Annotated in this window: 12 protein-coding genes; 5 read left to right on the top strand and 7 right to left on the bottom strand. The window is 40.8% G+C overall.

The annotated features are described in order from the left end of the window. Positions 1-180 precede the first annotated feature (180 nt). Positions 181-1,197, bottom strand: coding sequence for a DUF3871 family protein (locus BSCG_RS03990; protein WP_004321175.1), 1,017 nt, complete (start codon positions 1,195-1,197; stop codon positions 181-183). 921 nt (positions 1,198-2,118) lie between these two features. Here BSCG_RS03990 and BSCG_RS03995 point away from each other — a divergent pair. Next, on the top strand, positions 2,119-3,963 hold the full coding sequence (locus BSCG_RS03995; protein ID WP_004321176.1) for a DEAD/DEAH box helicase family protein: 1,845 nt from the start codon (positions 2,119-2,121) through the stop codon (positions 3,961-3,963). Between the two features lie 79 nt (positions 3,964-4,042). Here BSCG_RS03995 and BSCG_RS04000 read toward each other — a convergent pair whose 3' ends face one another. The 6 genes from BSCG_RS04000 to pstC all read right to left on the bottom strand — a co-directional run bounded on the left by BSCG_RS04000 (position 4,043) and on the right by pstC (position 11,181). Further along, on the bottom strand, positions 4,043-4,927 hold the full coding sequence (locus BSCG_RS04000; RefSeq protein WP_004321177.1) for a hypothetical protein: 885 nt from the start codon (positions 4,925-4,927) through the stop codon (positions 4,043-4,045). 447 nt (positions 4,928-5,374) lie between these two features. Then, on the bottom strand, positions 5,375-7,183 hold the full coding sequence (locus tag BSCG_RS04005) for a site-specific integrase (protein ID WP_004321178.1): 1,809 nt from the start codon (positions 7,181-7,183) through the stop codon (positions 5,375-5,377). Positions 7,184-7,595: 412 nt separating this feature from the next. Beyond that, positions 7,596-8,285, bottom strand: coding sequence for a phosphate signaling complex protein PhoU (gene phoU, locus BSCG_RS04010; protein ID WP_004296659.1), 690 nt, complete (start codon positions 8,283-8,285; stop codon positions 7,596-7,598). A gap of 55 nt (positions 8,286-8,340) precedes the next feature. Beyond that, entirely contained in the window at positions 8,341-9,099 is a 759-nt protein-coding gene (gene pstB, locus BSCG_RS04015) for a phosphate ABC transporter ATP-binding protein PstB (protein ID WP_004296658.1), read from the bottom strand. Positions 9,100-9,107: 8 nt separating this feature from the next. Then, complete coding sequence (gene pstA, locus BSCG_RS04020; RefSeq protein ID WP_004303878.1) at positions 9,108-9,983, bottom strand: phosphate ABC transporter permease PstA; 876 nt, start codon at positions 9,981-9,983, stop codon at positions 9,108-9,110. 1 nt (position 9,984) lies between these two features. Beyond that, positions 9,985-11,181 carry a phosphate ABC transporter permease subunit PstC gene (pstC, locus tag BSCG_RS04025; RefSeq protein WP_004303879.1) on the bottom strand — a complete coding sequence of 399 codons (1,197 nt, stop codon included), beginning with the start codon at positions 11,179-11,181 and terminating at the stop codon, positions 9,985-9,987. A gap of 177 nt (positions 11,182-11,358) precedes the next feature. Here pstC and BSCG_RS04030 point away from each other — a divergent pair, with 177 nt between their 5' ends. The 4 genes from BSCG_RS04030 to BSCG_RS04045 all read left to right on the top strand — a co-directional run bounded on the left by BSCG_RS04030 (position 11,359) and on the right by BSCG_RS04045 (position 16,188). Then, a complete protein-coding gene (locus BSCG_RS04030; protein ID WP_008777192.1) occupies positions 11,359-12,171 on the top strand; it encodes a PstS family phosphate ABC transporter substrate-binding protein in 813 nt (270 codons plus the stop codon). A gap of 48 nt (positions 12,172-12,219) precedes the next feature. Beyond that, the gene (locus BSCG_RS04035) at positions 12,220-13,959 is read left to right on the top strand and encodes a glutamine--tRNA ligase/YqeY domain fusion protein (RefSeq protein WP_004296654.1); all 1,740 of its coding nucleotides are present in this window, start codon (positions 12,220-12,222) and stop codon (positions 13,957-13,959) included. Between the two features lie 102 nt (positions 13,960-14,061). Then, on the top strand, positions 14,062-15,513 hold the full coding sequence (locus BSCG_RS04040; RefSeq protein WP_004296653.1) for a tetratricopeptide repeat protein: 1,452 nt from the start codon (positions 14,062-14,064) through the stop codon (positions 15,511-15,513). A gap of 30 nt (positions 15,514-15,543) precedes the next feature. After that, positions 15,544-16,188, top strand: a complete 645-nt coding sequence (locus tag BSCG_RS04045) for a DedA family protein (RefSeq protein ID WP_008777191.1) — start codon at positions 15,544-15,546, stop codon at positions 16,186-16,188. Positions 16,189-16,228: the final 40 nt, after the last annotated feature.

Below are 16,228 nucleotides of genomic sequence, written 5' to 3'. Positions count from 1 at the left end.
TCAGTAGTACTATCATCTCTTAGTAAGACAATAGCCAATCAATAGAATATATCCAATTATCATAACTGGATATAATAGCACACTGACAAAGAACGTAGCAATCACAGCAAGTAGATAAAACAAACTCCTCATAGTTTCAGATATTGAGTATTTGACAATCCTGTATATTCTCAAATACCACTAACTAAGAAACCACTGATATTTGTCATCTATTCCACGTAAAACGTTGTTAATTCCAACACTGATTTCCGTTGCATTAACTGCCCGTTGCAAATAAGTGTCCACGTAACTATTTTTGTTGGATTGGGTGAGCAAATTGTGAAAATCGAAAAGAGAAATAGCATTATCTTTCATTCCAAACGCTTCGTTGTGATAGAAGTCACGGCAAACACTGTTTATCTGGCTGTCAGTTATCAATAGTTTAGGTATTGATTTCTGATAACCAATTGGCAATGCTTGATAGCAACGACAACGCCCAATGATTTGTGCGAACTGTGACTCACTAAGTGAAGTGTTGGATAAAGTTTGCATCAAATGGATTTCTTTGGCAGGATTGAAATTGTTAAACAAGTCAAGCACATTTCTATAGAGTTCACCAATATTTGAAACTTCCATAGAGAACTTAACTCCTTCTCCTGTGAGTACCTGATTGCTACAAATGCGAACACGCCACCCAATAAAGCAAGAGAATTTCTCCAAACCTTTTGTTGAACGATAGAGGTTTAAGTCTGAATAATTCCTTACTCCACCCACGCACAATTCAAGCTTTTGCCCATTTACTGTCTCATAAATAGTTGGAATAGTAAAGGCAAAAGCAAGTCTTTGATAGAATTGTGTTTTCTCACATTCCAACAGTTCAGAGGCTTTCTTGCCCAAACTTTGAGGAGTTCTGCCACGTACAATATGGCTGCAACGAATATCAGGCGCATTTACTGTCTCCCCTGCATAAAAAGAACTGGCTGCATCATGCACACATGATATAAAATCTTGATGTGCGATTGTCAACTCTTGGTTTGCCCATGTAGGTACAACGCATTGAGTTGTCAATTCTTCCAATGTAACGGGATTTGTGTTAGCATCTAAGAAAGATACACTTGATTTAACAACAGGCTCTTCAATTATTACTGCTTCTTCTGCATATTCACCAAAGTTTCTACTAGTCCTTTGTACTGGCATAATCTGTAATGTTGATTCCATAATCTGTAATTTATTAAGTTAATATTAGAAATTCCTCTGTCTGAAAGCTAAGCAAGCCACAATCAGTATTAATAATCCAATAAAGAACTGTGGCACTAAGACTACTGGCACAATTAGAATTATTCCAAACGTCAATAAAATCTTTAAATTCTCCATACGCATAATAATAGATTAGTAAATAGTGTATTTAAGGACAAAATGAGGGCTTGACATGAAGTACTATTCATTCCACTTCTTTTTGTGCATCTTTATATGTAGACATATACAAATCGTTGATAAGTCCGCATATTTCAGAAGTTCAAAAGGTTTGTGGGCTGAATAGTGATTCATGTTATCCTTTCTTTTTCCTAATGATTGGTGAGGGGTATTTGGGGTAACAGAAGGGGGTTATGCACGATATACATCTGATGCGCTCACTGACAAATTAAATATTTCACTCTATAGCTGTATAAACTCCAAATAGAAACACTTCCTCAAGAAAAGGGTCGGGGGTATGAATTTTAAGTACCTATATTTTTGGGTTGGGTATCAAAAGGAACTTTTCCAGTAATATATATCACTCTCAAATGCCATTATTGGTCTTTAGGATATACTCCCCTATAGAATGACGGACTTATGCCAGTATCAGTATAAAGTTTGCAGATTGTCCACAATTCATGATTTTACTGTCGGAATATTAATTACCTTTGCAATATCAGGACAATGGGAAACACCCCAAATATAATCCTCAAAATTATTCCGATTCCATGTTAGAGATACCCTAAACGGGTATAATTCGACCTGATGCGTATCAGGTTTTATTATTCTTGTGACTGTCCAATATTTCTACCATGACTCCCTTATACTAAAGATAAAAATTCTCTATAAAGTGGACAACACTAGATTAGATTATTCCAGTCAAATTAACTTTTAACTTAACTCATGAAGAAAGAAATGATTAAAATTCCGGCAAATATCAAGTATTTAACCGAACGGGAGAAGTTCATAGAAGAATTCGGGAAACCGTTTGAACTTCCTAATGGCATTTTGAATAAAGAGATACCCGGCTGTGGAGCAACTACAGTCGCATTGACAGATGAACATAAAACTATTATATGCAGCCCTCGCAATGAACTGTTGAAAAACAAACATGAACAATACCCTGATACCTTGCTTGTAATTGGCGGAGTAGACACCAAAGAGATTGAGGCATATTTGCAGACTGCGGAGCTTCCCAAGATTCTGGTCTCCTACGATTCCGTGTATAAATTGATTGGCTGTATTAAATATAAATCAGATTGGCGTGTAGTAGTGGATGAATTCCAATGCCTGTTGGCAGATAGTAGTTTCAAGTCTGAAATTGAGTTGCACTTTTTGGATAATTCAAGGTCGTTTCCGTATGTTACATTCTTATCGGCAACTCCAATTCTTGACAAATATCTGGAACAGATTGACCACTTCAAGGATATGAATTACTATCAGCTTGACTGGGAAGAAAAGGATATTGTCAGAGTATATCGAGAGCGCACAAAGAATCCTATCAATGCAGCATTGGAAATAGTTCGCTACTATCAGAATGGCAATTATCCTTCTGTGTATGTTAATGGGGAAAGGATTTACTCCAAAGAATGTGTTATATTTCTCAATAGTGTAAATAATATTGTGAATATTATTAAACAAACAGAACTCAATCCGGAAGAAGTAAATATCATTGTAGGTAATTCTGACGATAACGACAGACAGATTGCAAGGATTGGGGAAGGATTCAAAAGAGGGAGAATTCCCTTGAAAGGGGAGACGCACAAGAAATTCACCTTCTGTACTTCCACCGCTTATGCGGGCTGTGATTTCTACTCTACCAATGCCGCAACTTTTGTCATTAGTGATTGCAATCGTCCGAACACTGCGGTTGATATAGCAACGGAACTGGTACAGATTGCAGGCAGGCAGCGTCTGGCATGCAACCCCTTCAGGCAGTTCCTCACCTTCATTTACAATGTCAATGCAGAGGAGGTAGAGCAAGAGGCATTCAATGAGCATCTGTGCCGGAAGGTCAATGTGACACTTGACGAGATTAGAGACAACAACAATGCCGGTGAAGCATTGAGAGCCAAACGTATCAAGGATTTTAGGAGAATCCCCGACAATGTAAAATATCAGGATTCATATACAATGTACGATGAACAGAAAGGAGAATTTGTTTTCAACCGTTTAGCCTATGTAAATGAGCAATACTGTTTTGATGTCCAGAAGTTCAATTATCAGAATGGGGTAATTGTAAAGAAACTGCTCCAAGATAGTAGTTTCGATGTCAGTGAGAATCAAACTTATGCCGTTTACCAAGAACAGTTGAAACATCTAATCAAAAAGGAGCCATTTGTAGACATGATGCAGGCATACTGTGAATATCGTGCCAAGCAAGGGCTGATTGTCAATCTCGCAATGTCAACACTGGAAAGCAAATATCCAGAATTGAGGTATTATTATGAGGCTTTGGGCGTTGACAGGATTAAAGCTCTGAATTATAAGGAGAAGAAACTGCTCAATGAAATCCATATCATGAAAACCAAAAATAAGATTCGTCATGAATTACACGGCACTATTCACATCGGAGACAGGATATTAACTGCTGATATTCAGCAAACCTTACGTGTTGTATATGACAGGTTAGGCGTTGACAAGTCACCGAAAGCGGCCGACCTCAATGAATTCTTTGAGATTCATCCTGTCAAGATACCGACCGCCAACGGCCGGAAGAATGGCTTTGAGATTCGAGGAATATTGTAAACAAACAGAAAGAGGCTGAACTCAAAATCAATTTGAGACAGCCTCTTATTTTTATGTATCATGTACAATCCGGTTATTCTTATTGCTGTTGAGCGTTACGCATCTTAATAACTCGCTCGATGATTAGTCGCTGAATACAGCTAATTTTATCTTCACACTTAGCTGCTTCAATCCGCAACTTCTCTGTTGCTTCAATGCTGTTTAACACATTACAGACTGTATCAAAGTCATATTGCGAGATGCAATAATTAATGGCCTTAATATATCTGGTTTGTTTTGCAGCTTTCACGCCAAAGGCTTGTACTGTTGCCTTCATCAATTGCTCTGCCTGCGCATAAGTTCTATATTCTTCTTTAAAAAGAGAAGAACTCATAGCAAGGGCTTTGCTTTGTAATAAAGAAACAGTAGTGCTTATACCAAAATATCCCTGTACGGCAGTACCGGACATAGAGTACATTATGCCGAACTTGCGGATATTCAGAAATAATTCATCTCCTGTTACAATTCCGGCATATCCTATCCACTCATCCTTTGAAGGACATTGGGAGAGATATGCAGTTGTTGCTACTCTGTGATAAGCGTCAGCAACGCTATCACATTCCACTAATTCAGCTTGTAGTGGCTCATCCGTCAAACCGAGCAAGTTAACATTGTCGGCTTTATCCAGATAGACCATTACGGCCGGAGCATTATCGGGAAGATTCTTTATTTTATTACCAACGTAATCGTATAGAGGAACATTCTCTGCATAGAATGGTTTTGCATCACAGAAGCAAAACACAGTCGGCAGGAGCTTGCTCTTATCTATAGCTTTAAACACTTTGTCCTTCTCAAAGTTTTTATGTTTGAGAGAATAGTCGGTGAAGGCAGGAATGATTTCCAGTTCTTCGCCATTTACTAATATAGTGGTAACAAAGTACCACTTGGGAGCTTCTTCGCTCCCTAGGTTCTTAATATTTGTCATAATTCTAAATAGTTAAAATTATTAAGCGGTATATAAGAGCGGGCATACTTACTTATACCTTCATATATACTCGGCAATCCGAGAATTGCCTAATTAATAATATTAACAATTATGAACTAATTGCCACAGCTTATCACTTCCAAGCAAAAAGTGATAGCTTAAAGCACCGAGGTGCTGGGGTCGAATTGTACATGATGTCAAAGAGCGGGTTGTTCAATGCTTACTCATCAACAATATGAGTTAATCATTTAACTGCTGCAAAGATAAACCATTTTACTGATAATATCCAAATTCTACAATCCATTATGGTTGATTTCGTCCGGATTATTGTACAAATATAGATTGTCTGTTAACGTCAGTTAATGAGATTTTACCATACCTCCTTACAGCCGTATCTGTCTGGGGGAGAATATGGCGGTTTGGGTAGTATTCCGTACCAGAATCACTTTACTTGTCTTTAGCCTTCAATATTGCCGCTACAATTTCTTTCATGTCATTAAGGCTGTCATTATCCAGAATCCCCATTTTGAAAGCCTTATCAACAATCTGCATGACAGTTTCCACATTTACCTCTATCTTTATACATTTGACAATTAACAGCTTAAGCTCGTCCCTCAAATTGGACAGATTACCAACAGACAGCCGTTCCACATATTTATGGGCTACTTCAAGGCCGGAGGCGGGAGATTGCATATAAGCCTCTATTTCTTTCACAATACCACTTATCTCGCTATTGTAATCATATAGTTTGCCGTTCTTCACATATCCCATACGTTCAAACATGTCACTGGCTTTATTGATTTTAGATGCAAAAAATTGAGTGTCTAACAGAGTATCGAACGTAATACCATTTATAGTATTTTGATACTGTTTTAAAATATTAATGGCTTCTTTGTTACCTTCTTGACTAATAGTAGTAGGTACTTTATCAGATTGCCTTACTTTTGTAGATTCTGTTTCCAACATTAGTAAAGCGGCATCCTCAGAGGTTAATCTTACATATTTCTTAAAAGACTTTGCATCATTATGTCCTGTTATCTTCATTATAATATGACTATCATAGCCATGTTTTAGCATATTACAGATAAAGGAACGTCTTGCTGTATGCGTTCCTATTAGTTCGTATGCTTTCACTTGTGTTGTAACAACTTCTCCTCCCCTATCCTCTGTTACATTATGTAATCTTGTTATACCTGCTTTTTCACCTATGTTCTTTAAATAGTTCAAAGCTGTTTGATTGGTATAAATAGGAAAACCATTTTTATACTTATTCAGAATATCTATAGCAACAGGTAAAAGAGGAATTGATACTCTATGCGTTTTCTTTTCTTGCACAATTTCTATTACTTTCCCTTTACCATTAGGCGCTTCCTTTATAATCCCCTCATTAATTGCTTGCGTATCAGAGAAGCGTTGCCCTATCCAACATTGTAATACAAACAAATCTCTCACTTCTTCTTCCCTTCCTGTTAAGCGCAAAGCATATATTTTATCTATTTCATCTTCCGTTAAATAAATCTCATTTTCATCACCTTGTCTACTTTGGGGCTTTTTATACTTGTCCAGTTTGGATTCGTGAATATCAATCATGCCTTGCTGCTCTGCTCTTTTAAGAATACATATTATCTTCTCTACCTTATTACCAACCGTAGTAGTTTTCGTTGTTTTACCTTTACCAACTTCCTTATTAAAAAGATAAGATTCATAATCCTTTATCAATGGTAAATTTATATCACTAAAATTAATAGGATATTTACCTACTTCATTCAGAAAAGCTTCAAAGAACTTTATTTGTTTCACATAATCAGCTCTTGTACTATCTTTTATAGTTCTATCTAAAGCTAATGTATTACGTAACCAATGTACTGCATTTATATTTTGCTTTTCTTTCTCCATAGTATCTTTGTATATAAACTTCTTTAATATCTTAACACTATTTCCGATTTCGTTGGGATTGTCACAAAGATAACGCTTATATTGCAGAAAGCGATTTTTAATCTCAATTATTTTCGTGTTAACAATAGTATTATTGAGATTATCAAGTTCACTTAACCTACAACTGATATAAGCCTCTTGCTTCTTCACATTCCAATGTTCTGGATATACCTTAACACCCGTAGAAAGTCTTATTTGCTTCCTATCTATCCTGCATACCAAATAGATATTAGTAGGCTTGTTTGATTTGGGTTCTCTCAAATTAAACTTAGCCTGTACTTCATAAAAAAAAATCTGTCCCGTTTGAGCCTTGTTATTCATTTCTGTGCTTCAATTTCGTAATTCAAACTCGTACTTCAATTTCGTGCTTACAAGGCTTTAGCTAACAAAATATCAAGAAGAATCCTCTCTTACAGTATTGTAGAACGCCAATTTACTATCATCAATAAGAGCAAAAAAAAATGGGGCTTTTCACAAAGCTCCATTTTTCAGTTTTCAATAGGTATTAGTTTTTTTTTAAGGTAAAAAGATTGTTTTCAGGATAACGGTGCAAATATAGGCGGTTTTACCGATACTATCCAAATTATAAAACATGTCATATAACATCTTTTTGAAAATTCTTTGGATTTATTATCATTTGAAGCAAAATCTCCTGTAACTTGTCCGTTACAGGAGACAAATATAAGATAATTTTTTAAGGAGCCCTAATTTCTGTTTAAAAATCGGCAGAAAATTACTTTTCCGGGTAATTTTCATCGGTTTTTCCACGATGTTTTAACACTTTGGCATCAATGAAGAATACAATCTCCTCGGCAATGTTGGTAATATGATCTCCCGAACGTTCCAGTTTACGGAACACGCTGACTAAATCTACGCAAGTATGTACAGCTTCCGGATGTTCGATAATATAGTCTGAAAGAATCCCTGTTGCATCCGCATTGATTTCATCTAGCAAATTATCCTTAGCAAACACTCCTGCCGCCAAATCATTACTCTCTTCATTCAAGGCACGTTTTGCCAGTTCCAGCATCGACAACACCTCTGCCTGCATCTCTGCCAGGCGAAGACGAGACAACAGCTCCGCATCCAATACCGGTTCTTTGCAACGAAGTACAAAACGGGCGATCCCTTCCGCAAAGTCACCCAAACGTTCCAGATTTGTGTTAATCTTCAACATAGCCAACACAAAACGAAGATCAATCGCCACCGGATTATACAATGCGATAATATCTTCCACATCACTATCTATCTTCAATTCAAAAGCATTCACCCTGCGCTCGCGAACCATCACCTGTTGAGCCAGCTCCTTGTCAAGGGTCAACACAGCCTCTCCGGCACGGTCAAGCTGGTTGTACACCAAGGTCCACATTTCATCAATTTCCTTCTTCAATAGGATGAGTTCCGATTCTATAAACTTTACCATAGTCTATTATATATAAATGATTAATATTCTATCAATTGGGTTCCAGATACCCGGATTACCCAAAACGTCCCGTTATGTAATTCTGGGTAGCCTCTTTCTCCGGATTGGTGAATATCTTTTTCGTCTGATCGAACTCCACCATTTCTCCCATATAGAAAAACGCCGTCTTATCACTGACACGGGCCGCCTGCTGCATATTATGCGTAACGATTACAATCGTATAATCCTTCTTCAGTTCATGAATCAACTCCTCCACTTTCGCCGTAGAAATAGGATCGAGCGCAGACGCAGGTTCATCCATCAGCAATACCGAAGGAGAGACAGCCATCGCACGGGCGATACAAAGACGCTGCTGCTGTCCGCCGGACAATGCATAAGCCGATTCCTTCAACTTATCTTTCACCTCATCCCAAAGAGCCGCTCCTTTCAATGTTTCCTCCACACGCTGGCGAATGAAAGCATTATCTTTTATTCCGTTCACACGAAGTCCGTAAGCCACATTCTCGAATATGCTTTTCGGGAAAGGATTGGGACGCTGGAACACCATTCCCACATTCTTGCGGAGTTCGTCCACTTCCACGCCTTTCGCATAGATATTATGTCCGTCGATACGGATTTCTCCCTCCAGACGGGTAGCAGGAATCAAATCATTCATCCGGTTGAAAAGCCGGAGGAAAGTAGATTTGCCACAACCGGACGGTCCGATAAAAGCAACAACCGATTTTTCCTCAATCTGCATGCTGATGCCCTTCAATGCATGAAAGTCCCCATACCAGAAGTTCACATCACGCGCATCTATTTTCACTGTATCCATATACTAATTTAGTTCGTTTTTACTCTTTTCTCAAAATACTTTCTCAAGGCATTAGCCAGCAGATTCACCAACAGGATAATCATAATCAATACCAATGCCGTGCCATAAGCCAGCGGCAGTTGTGCCTCCATATCCGTTCCACTGGTGGAAATCACATACAAATGATAAGGCAAGGCCATACACTGATCCAAAATGCCGGTAGGAAGTTGCGGCAGGAAATATGCGGCACAAGTAAACAGAATCGGCGCCGTCTCTCCCGAAACACGTCCCAAGGCGAGAATCAACCCAGTGATAATGTTCGGCATACCCATCGGCAAAATAACATGCCATATCGTCTGCAACTTCGTCGCTCCCAATGCCCGGCTACCTTCACGCATACTGTCGGGAATGGCTTTCAAGGCTTCCTCCGTTGTCCGGATGACCAAAGGTACGCAAAGCAAACCTAATGTCAAAGAACCTGCCAGAATACTATCACCAAACCCCATATAATTGACAAACAGCGCCATACCGAACAATCCGAATACGATGGAAGGAATACCGCTCAAGTTATTGGTCATCACCCGGATAAAGCGTACCAACCTGCCTTTCGGCGCATACTCATTCATATAAATCCCACTCATCACCCCTATCGGAAATGCAAATAGCGCACTTCCCACCATCAGGTAGAAAGTACCGACAATAGCCGGCCAGATACCGCCACCTGTCATTCCATCCGTAGGAGCCGAAGTGATAAAATCCCAACTGATAGCACCGATTCCTTTATAAACGATAAATCCCAGAATCGCAAACAATATCAGTACAATGCAAAGACTTAACAACCGGAAAATCCCGAAAGCGAGTTTCTGCGAACGGTGTTTAGCTTTATTATTACTCCGTATTTCCATCTTATTTGCTACGTTTTAATCCTTTAGAAGAAATATATTCCACACTAAAGTTGATAATCAATGTTATGAAGAACAGTACGACACCCAACAGGAACAATGCCTGATAGTGCGGACCACCCGCAGGAGCCTCTCCCAGTTCGGCGGCAATCGTAGCCGGAATGGTACGCAAAGGCTCAAGGATCGTTGTCGGAATCACAGCCGCATTACCTGTCACCATCAATACTGCCATCGTCTCCCCGATAGCACGTCCGATGCCAAGTACCACACCAGATGTAATACCCGAAATAGAATAAGGAATTACTACCTTATATATCGTCTGCCATTGAGAAGCCCCCAATGCCAGACTCGCTTCCCGCATTGCACGCGGACAGTTACGCATCGCATCTTCCGTCACCGTTATGATGGTAGGCAATGCCATAATGGCCAGTACGATACTCCCTGCCAGGCCGCTCTCTCCCACCGGAAGATTAAACAACTTCTGAATCAACGGAACGATGACAATCAACCCGAAAAAGCCATAAACCACGGAAGGAATACCACTCAACAGTTCGATAATCGGTTTCAGCCAGTTCCGTACTTTCGGGTTTGCCACTTCAGACATATAGATAGAAACCGAAAGCCCGAACGGCAAAGCAAAAAGGATGGCGAACAGACTCACCCACAACGTACCGGTAATCAACGGCAGGAAGCCGAATTGAGCTGCCGGAGTGGCCGTAGGAAACCATTCGGCACCCGCAAATACATCTTTCACGGAAATGGTGTTATCCTCTATGAAATGCACCGCGTCCGGATGAACAATAAACTTCTGCGGAACAAAAGCTACGATACCCGGTGTTTTCTCTACCAGTTCCGTAATCTTGTCGCCTGCATATTCATAAGCAGGTCCCAACTCCTCTTCCGTACAATATTGCGTTATATCCTCCAAACGAAAAACCCGGATAGGGAGATCTTCCCCACCGAGTTCCTTCCAGTTTGTAATCTCCTCATCAAAAACATCCTTTATCTGTGCAGGGCTCAACACACTAACTTTGTTACTCTTATTCAGCGCCAACACATATCCCTCTTCTATCACCTTACTCTTGAACAACCCGAAAGCTTCCGTGAAAAGGAAGAGCACAATCAGCAGAATAGTAATACTTGTCACGAAACCGCTACAAGTCAACATTCCTTCTATAATCCTTTCAAATACCTTTTTCATACCTACTATGATTTCTGATGCAAAGAAAGCGTCTCTTTATTAAGGAGGTGTGACTAACGTTTGAAGGAAATGTTTCAATCATGTTACGTTTGTGTTACAAGTATCATTTCCATTCCGGATGAAATGGAAATGTAATATCCGATTGCTTAATTTGCAAAGTCAATAAAAAGAAGAAATATGAAAGTGAGAAGAAACTTATTAATCGCCCTTTCCTTACTCTCGCTCGGTGCCAACGCACAACGTATAAAAGGTAGCGACACGGTACTGCCTGTCGCACAACAGACAGCAGAGCGGTTTATGAACCAGCATCCGGATGCCCGTGTCACTGTAACCGGTGGCGGAACCGGTGTGGGTATCTCCGCTTTAATGGATAATACAACGGACATTGCAATGGCTTCCCGCCCGATCAAGTTCAGCGAGAAGATGAAAATTAAAGCGGCAGGAGAAGAAGTAAACGAAGTGATTGTTGCCTACGACGCCCTCGCCGTGGTGGTGCATCCCTCTAATCCGGTGAAACAGCTGACCCGCCAACAACTGGAGGATATTTTCCGGGGGAAGATAACCAACTGGAAACAGGTAGGCGGAGACAACCGAAAAATAGTAGTCTACTCGCGTGAAACATCGTCCGGTACTTACGAATTTTTCAAAGAGAGCGTACTGAAAAATAAAAACTACATGGCAAGCAGCCTTTCCATGCCGGCAACAGGTGCTATTATCCAGTCTGTCAGCCAGACCAAAGGAGCCATCGGATATGTAGGACTGGCCTACGTGTCTCCCCGTGTCAAAACGCTTTCCGTGTCTTATGACGGAAGCTACTACGCCACCCCTACGATAGAGAATGCCACCAACAAAACCTACCCTATCGTCCGGCCGCTTTACTACTATTACAATGTAAAAAATAAGGAACAAGTTAGCCCCCTGATTCAGTTTATTCTTTCATCCGACGGACAGGACATTATAAAAAAGAGCGGTTATATTCCGGTTAAATAAAAAAAATGTCCTACTTTTGTAGCCTAAATACAGATAACATTAACCGTTATGACAGATATTAAAAACGAAGAAGCAGGCGAAAAGAAAAGCTTGAACTTTATTGAACAGGCAGTAGAGAAAGACTTGAAAGAAGGTAAAAATGGTGGAAAAGTGCAGACGCGTTTCCCGCCCGAGCCCAACGGCTATCTTCACATCGGCCATGCCAAAGCTATTTGCCTTGATTTCGGCATCGCAGAAAAACACGGCGGTGTATGTAACCTTCGTTTCGACGACACAAACCCTACCAAGGAAGATGTGGAATATGTAGAAGCTATCAAAGAAGATATCCAATGGCTAGGCTACCAGTGGGGAAATGAATACTACGCTTCCGACTACTTCCAACAATTATGGGACTTCGCTATCCGCCTGATTCAGGAGGGAAAAGCATATATCGACGAACAGAGTTCCGAACTGATTGCACAGCAGAAAGGTACTCCTACCCAACCGGGTGTGGAAAGCCCTTACCGGAACCGTCCTATCGAAGAGAGCCTCGAACTTTTTAAGAAAATGAATAGCGGCGAGATCGAAGAAGGCGCCATGGTGCTCCGTGCCAAGATTGACATGGCTAATCCGAATATGCACTTCCGCGATCCGATTATTTACCGTGTAGTGAAACACCCGCACCACCGTACGGGTACTACCTGGAAAGCTTATCCGATGTATGACTTCGCCCACGGACAGAGTGACTTCTTCGAAGGAGTGACTCATTCTCTGTGCACACTTGAATTTGTGGTACACCGTCCGCTTTACGACCTCTTCATCGATTGGTTGAAAGAAGGAAAAGACCTGAACGACAACCGTCCCCGTCAGACTGAATTCAACAAACTGAACCTAAGTTACACCCTGATGAGCAAACGTAACCTGCTCACACTGGTGAAAGAAGGATTGGTAAACGGATGGGACGACCCTCGTATGCCGACGATCTGCGGTTTCCGCCGTCGCGGTTATTCACCGGAGTCCATTCATAAGTTTATCGATAAAATCGGATATACCACTTACGATGCCCTGAACGACATCGCCCTGTTGGAAAGCTCTGTCCGGGATGATTTGAACAGCCGTGCTACCCGTATATCTGCAGTAATCAACCCGGTTAAACTGATTATCACCAACTATCCGGAAGGACAGGTTGAAGAACTGGAAGCAATCAACAATCCGGAAGATCCGGAAGCAGGAAGTCACCTGATCGAGTTCAGCCGCGAATTGTGGATGGAGCGCGAAGACTTCATGGAAGACGCTCCCAAGAAATATTTCCGCATGACACCGGGGCAAGAAGTACGTCTCAAAAATGCTTATATCGTGAAATGTACCGGTTGCAAGAAAGACGAAAACGGTGTTATCACAGAAGTATATTGCGAATATGACGCAAATACCCGCAGCGGCATGCCGGATGCGAACCGCAAGGTGAAAGGTACGCTCCACTGGGTAAGCTGCAACCACTGCCTGCAAGCAGAAGTACGTTTGTACGACCGTTTGTGGAAAGTGGAAAATCCACGTGACGAACTGGCCGCCATCCGCGAAGCAAAAAAATGCGAAGCACTGGAAGCCATGAAAGAAATCATTAATCCGGATTCATTGAAAGTTCTGCCCAACTGCTACATAGAGAAGTTCGCAGCTACCCTGCCTCCACTCTCCTATCTGCAGTTCCAACGGATCGGTTACTTTAATATTGACAAAGAATCAACCTCGGATAAACTAATCTTCAACCGTACAGTAGGGTTGAAAGACACATGGGGTAAGATTAATAAATAACTAAGCTTTCAAGCTTAACTTTACAATGGGGCTGTGTCAAAAGGATCATCATCTGAACTTTTGCAACAGCCCCATCTTAGCAATTAAAAATCTAAAAGTAAAATGGGTAGAAAAAATTCGCCATCAGCAAAAAAGGAACTAGTCACACTAATCACAAACTACGAAGAAGCAAAAGCAGAAAACCGACAACTTTATCTGGATGCTGACCAATTGGCCGACATCGCCGACTGGTATGCCTCCGAACGAAAATTTGAAGAAGCACAAGAAGTAATCACTTATGGACTTAAAATACATCCGGGAAACACAGATTTGCTTATAGAACAAGCATATCTTTACCTGGATACCCAAAAGCTGCAAAAAGCAAAAAAAGTAGCGGATTCGATTACCGAAGAATTTGATTCCGAAGTGAAACTGCTGAAAGCCGAACTATTGCTGAATGGAGGAAAACTGGAGGAAGCTCAATGGCTGTTAAGCACAATAGCGGATGCCGACGAGCTGGAAACAATCATTGATGTTGTATTTCTCTATCTGGACATGGGATACCCGGACGCAGCCAAAGAATGGCTCGACAGAGGTAAATCCCGTTATACCGAAGATGAAGAATACATGGCTCTCACAGCCGATTATCTGGCATCGACCCATCAGGTAGAATCAGCCATCATCTATTACAATAAACTCATTGACAAATCTCCATTCAACCCTTCCTACTGGATGGGACTGGTGAAATGTTACTTTGTCCAGGAACAAATAGACAAAGCCATCGAAGCCTGTGATTTCGCATTGGCAGCCGACGATCAGTACGGGGAAGCTTATGCCTACAAGGCACATTGTTTCTTCTATCTGAACAATTCGGATGATGCCATCGAGAATTACCAAAAGGCGATTGAGCTCAAAGCCATTCCCCCCGAACTGGGTTACATGTTTATGGGAATATCCTACGGTAATAAAGAAGAATGGCAAAAAGCCGATGACTATTACGACAAAGTGATCGAACGTTTTGAAGAAGACGGAGACAAGCAGTCTATTTTATTGATAGACACCTATACCAGCAAAGCATTCGCCCTCTCTCACCTGGAAAGGTATAAAGAGGCGCATGAGTTATGCGAGAAAGCCAAAGAGATAAACCCGAACGAGGGATTGATTTATCTGACAGAAGGAAAACTATACCTGGCAGAGGAACTAGAAGACGAAGCTGCCATCTCTTTCGAAAAAGCGATAGAGATCAATCCGAACATAGAAATGTGGTATATGATTGCCTCTGCTTATTCGGAAAGTGACTATCTGATCGAAGCGAAAGAATACTTTGAAAAAGTGTACCAGATAAATCCGAAATACGAAGATGTGACGGAGAAATTGAGTGTTCTTTGCCTCATGCACGGTGAAATCGACAACTTCTTTAAATATAACAAGGAATGTGAACATCCACTGGAAGAAGACATGATCCTGGATCTGTTGAACAGTCCCGAACACAGAGAAGAAGACGAAAGAACTCTCAAAGAAGTGTGGGAACGCATGAAAAAAGAGAATAAGAAAAAAACAAAAGGAAAAAAATAAATCAATTTATAAATTCTATCCTCAAAAAACATGGAATCAGTAGCAGAACTTCTTAAATGGGTATTAGAAAACTTGAACTATTGGGTAGTCACTATTTTTATGGCTATCGAAAGCTCTTTTATTCCCTTCCCCTCGGAAGCCGTAGTACCCCCTGCCGCATGGAAAGCTATGGCAGACGACAGTATGAATATCTTTCTCGTTGTCCTATTTGCAACTATAGGAGCAGATATCGGTGCATTAGTTAATTATTACCTGGCACGTTGGTTGGGTCGTCCTATTATCTATAAATTCGCTAACAGCCGTTTAGGGCACATGTGCCTTATTGACGAAGAGAAAATACACCATGCAGAAGAATATTTCAGAAAGCACGGTGCAGCCTCTACTTTCTTTGGCCGTCTTATTCCGGCTGTACGCCAACTTATCAGTATTCCCGCAGGGTTAGCCGGCATGAAAATAGGTCCTTTCCTGCTTTATACAACTCTCGGCGCTGCTATATGGAACAGCATATTAGCTTTGCTCGGATACCTGATTTACCGTTTTACAGACCCCAAAACGACTAACGATGTCTATGTAATGGCCACCGAATACAGTCACGAAATCGGCTATGTCATTATAGCAGTGGTGGTAATTGTAATCGTTTTTTTGGCTTATAAAGGGCTGAAAAAAAGAAAATAAGTAGTAAAATACTCATTGCAAAGCCACAGAGGACGCAGAG

This window comes from Bacteroides sp. 2_2_4 (genome assembly GCF_000157055.1).
In the GTDB taxonomy this organism is placed as follows: domain Bacteria; phylum Bacteroidota; class Bacteroidia; order Bacteroidales; family Bacteroidaceae; genus Bacteroides; species Bacteroides ovatus.
This window is presented reverse-complemented; position numbering and strand designations above follow the sequence as displayed.

What these genes read in the sequence shown, in the direction of transcription:
- BSCG_RS03990 (WP_004321175.1), bottom strand. Translation starts at nt 1,197, where the DNA reads ATGGAATCAACATTACAGATTATGCCAGTACAAAGGACTAGTAGAAAC.
- BSCG_RS03995 (WP_004321176.1), top strand. Translation starts at nt 2,119, where the DNA reads ATGAAGAAAGAAATGATTAAAATTCCGGCAAATATCAAGTATTTAACC.
- BSCG_RS04000 (WP_004321177.1), bottom strand. Translation starts at nt 4,927, where the DNA reads ATGACAAATATTAAGAACCTAGGGAGCGAAGAAGCTCCCAAGTGGTAC.
- BSCG_RS04005 (WP_004321178.1), bottom strand. Translation starts at nt 7,183, where the DNA reads ATGAATAACAAGGCTCAAACGGGACAGATTTTTTTTTATGAAGTACAG.
- phoU (WP_004296659.1), bottom strand. Translation starts at nt 8,285, where the DNA reads ATGGTAAAGTTTATAGAATCGGAACTCATCCTATTGAAGAAGGAAATT.
- pstB (WP_004296658.1), bottom strand. Translation starts at nt 9,099, where the DNA reads ATGGATACAGTGAAAATAGATGCGCGTGATGTGAACTTCTGGTATGGG.
- pstA (WP_004303878.1), bottom strand. Translation starts at nt 9,983, where the DNA reads ATGGAAATACGGAGTAATAATAAAGCTAAACACCGTTCGCAGAAACTC.
- pstC (WP_004303879.1), bottom strand. Translation starts at nt 11,181, where the DNA reads ATGAAAAAGGTATTTGAAAGGATTATAGAAGGAATGTTGACTTGTAGC.
- BSCG_RS04030 (WP_008777192.1), top strand. Translation starts at nt 11,359, where the DNA reads ATGAAAGTGAGAAGAAACTTATTAATCGCCCTTTCCTTACTCTCGCTC.
- BSCG_RS04035 (WP_004296654.1), top strand. Translation starts at nt 12,220, where the DNA reads ATGACAGATATTAAAAACGAAGAAGCAGGCGAAAAGAAAAGCTTGAAC.
- BSCG_RS04040 (WP_004296653.1), top strand. Translation starts at nt 14,062, where the DNA reads ATGGGTAGAAAAAATTCGCCATCAGCAAAAAAGGAACTAGTCACACTA.
- BSCG_RS04045 (WP_008777191.1), top strand. Translation starts at nt 15,544, where the DNA reads ATGGAATCAGTAGCAGAACTTCTTAAATGGGTATTAGAAAACTTGAAC.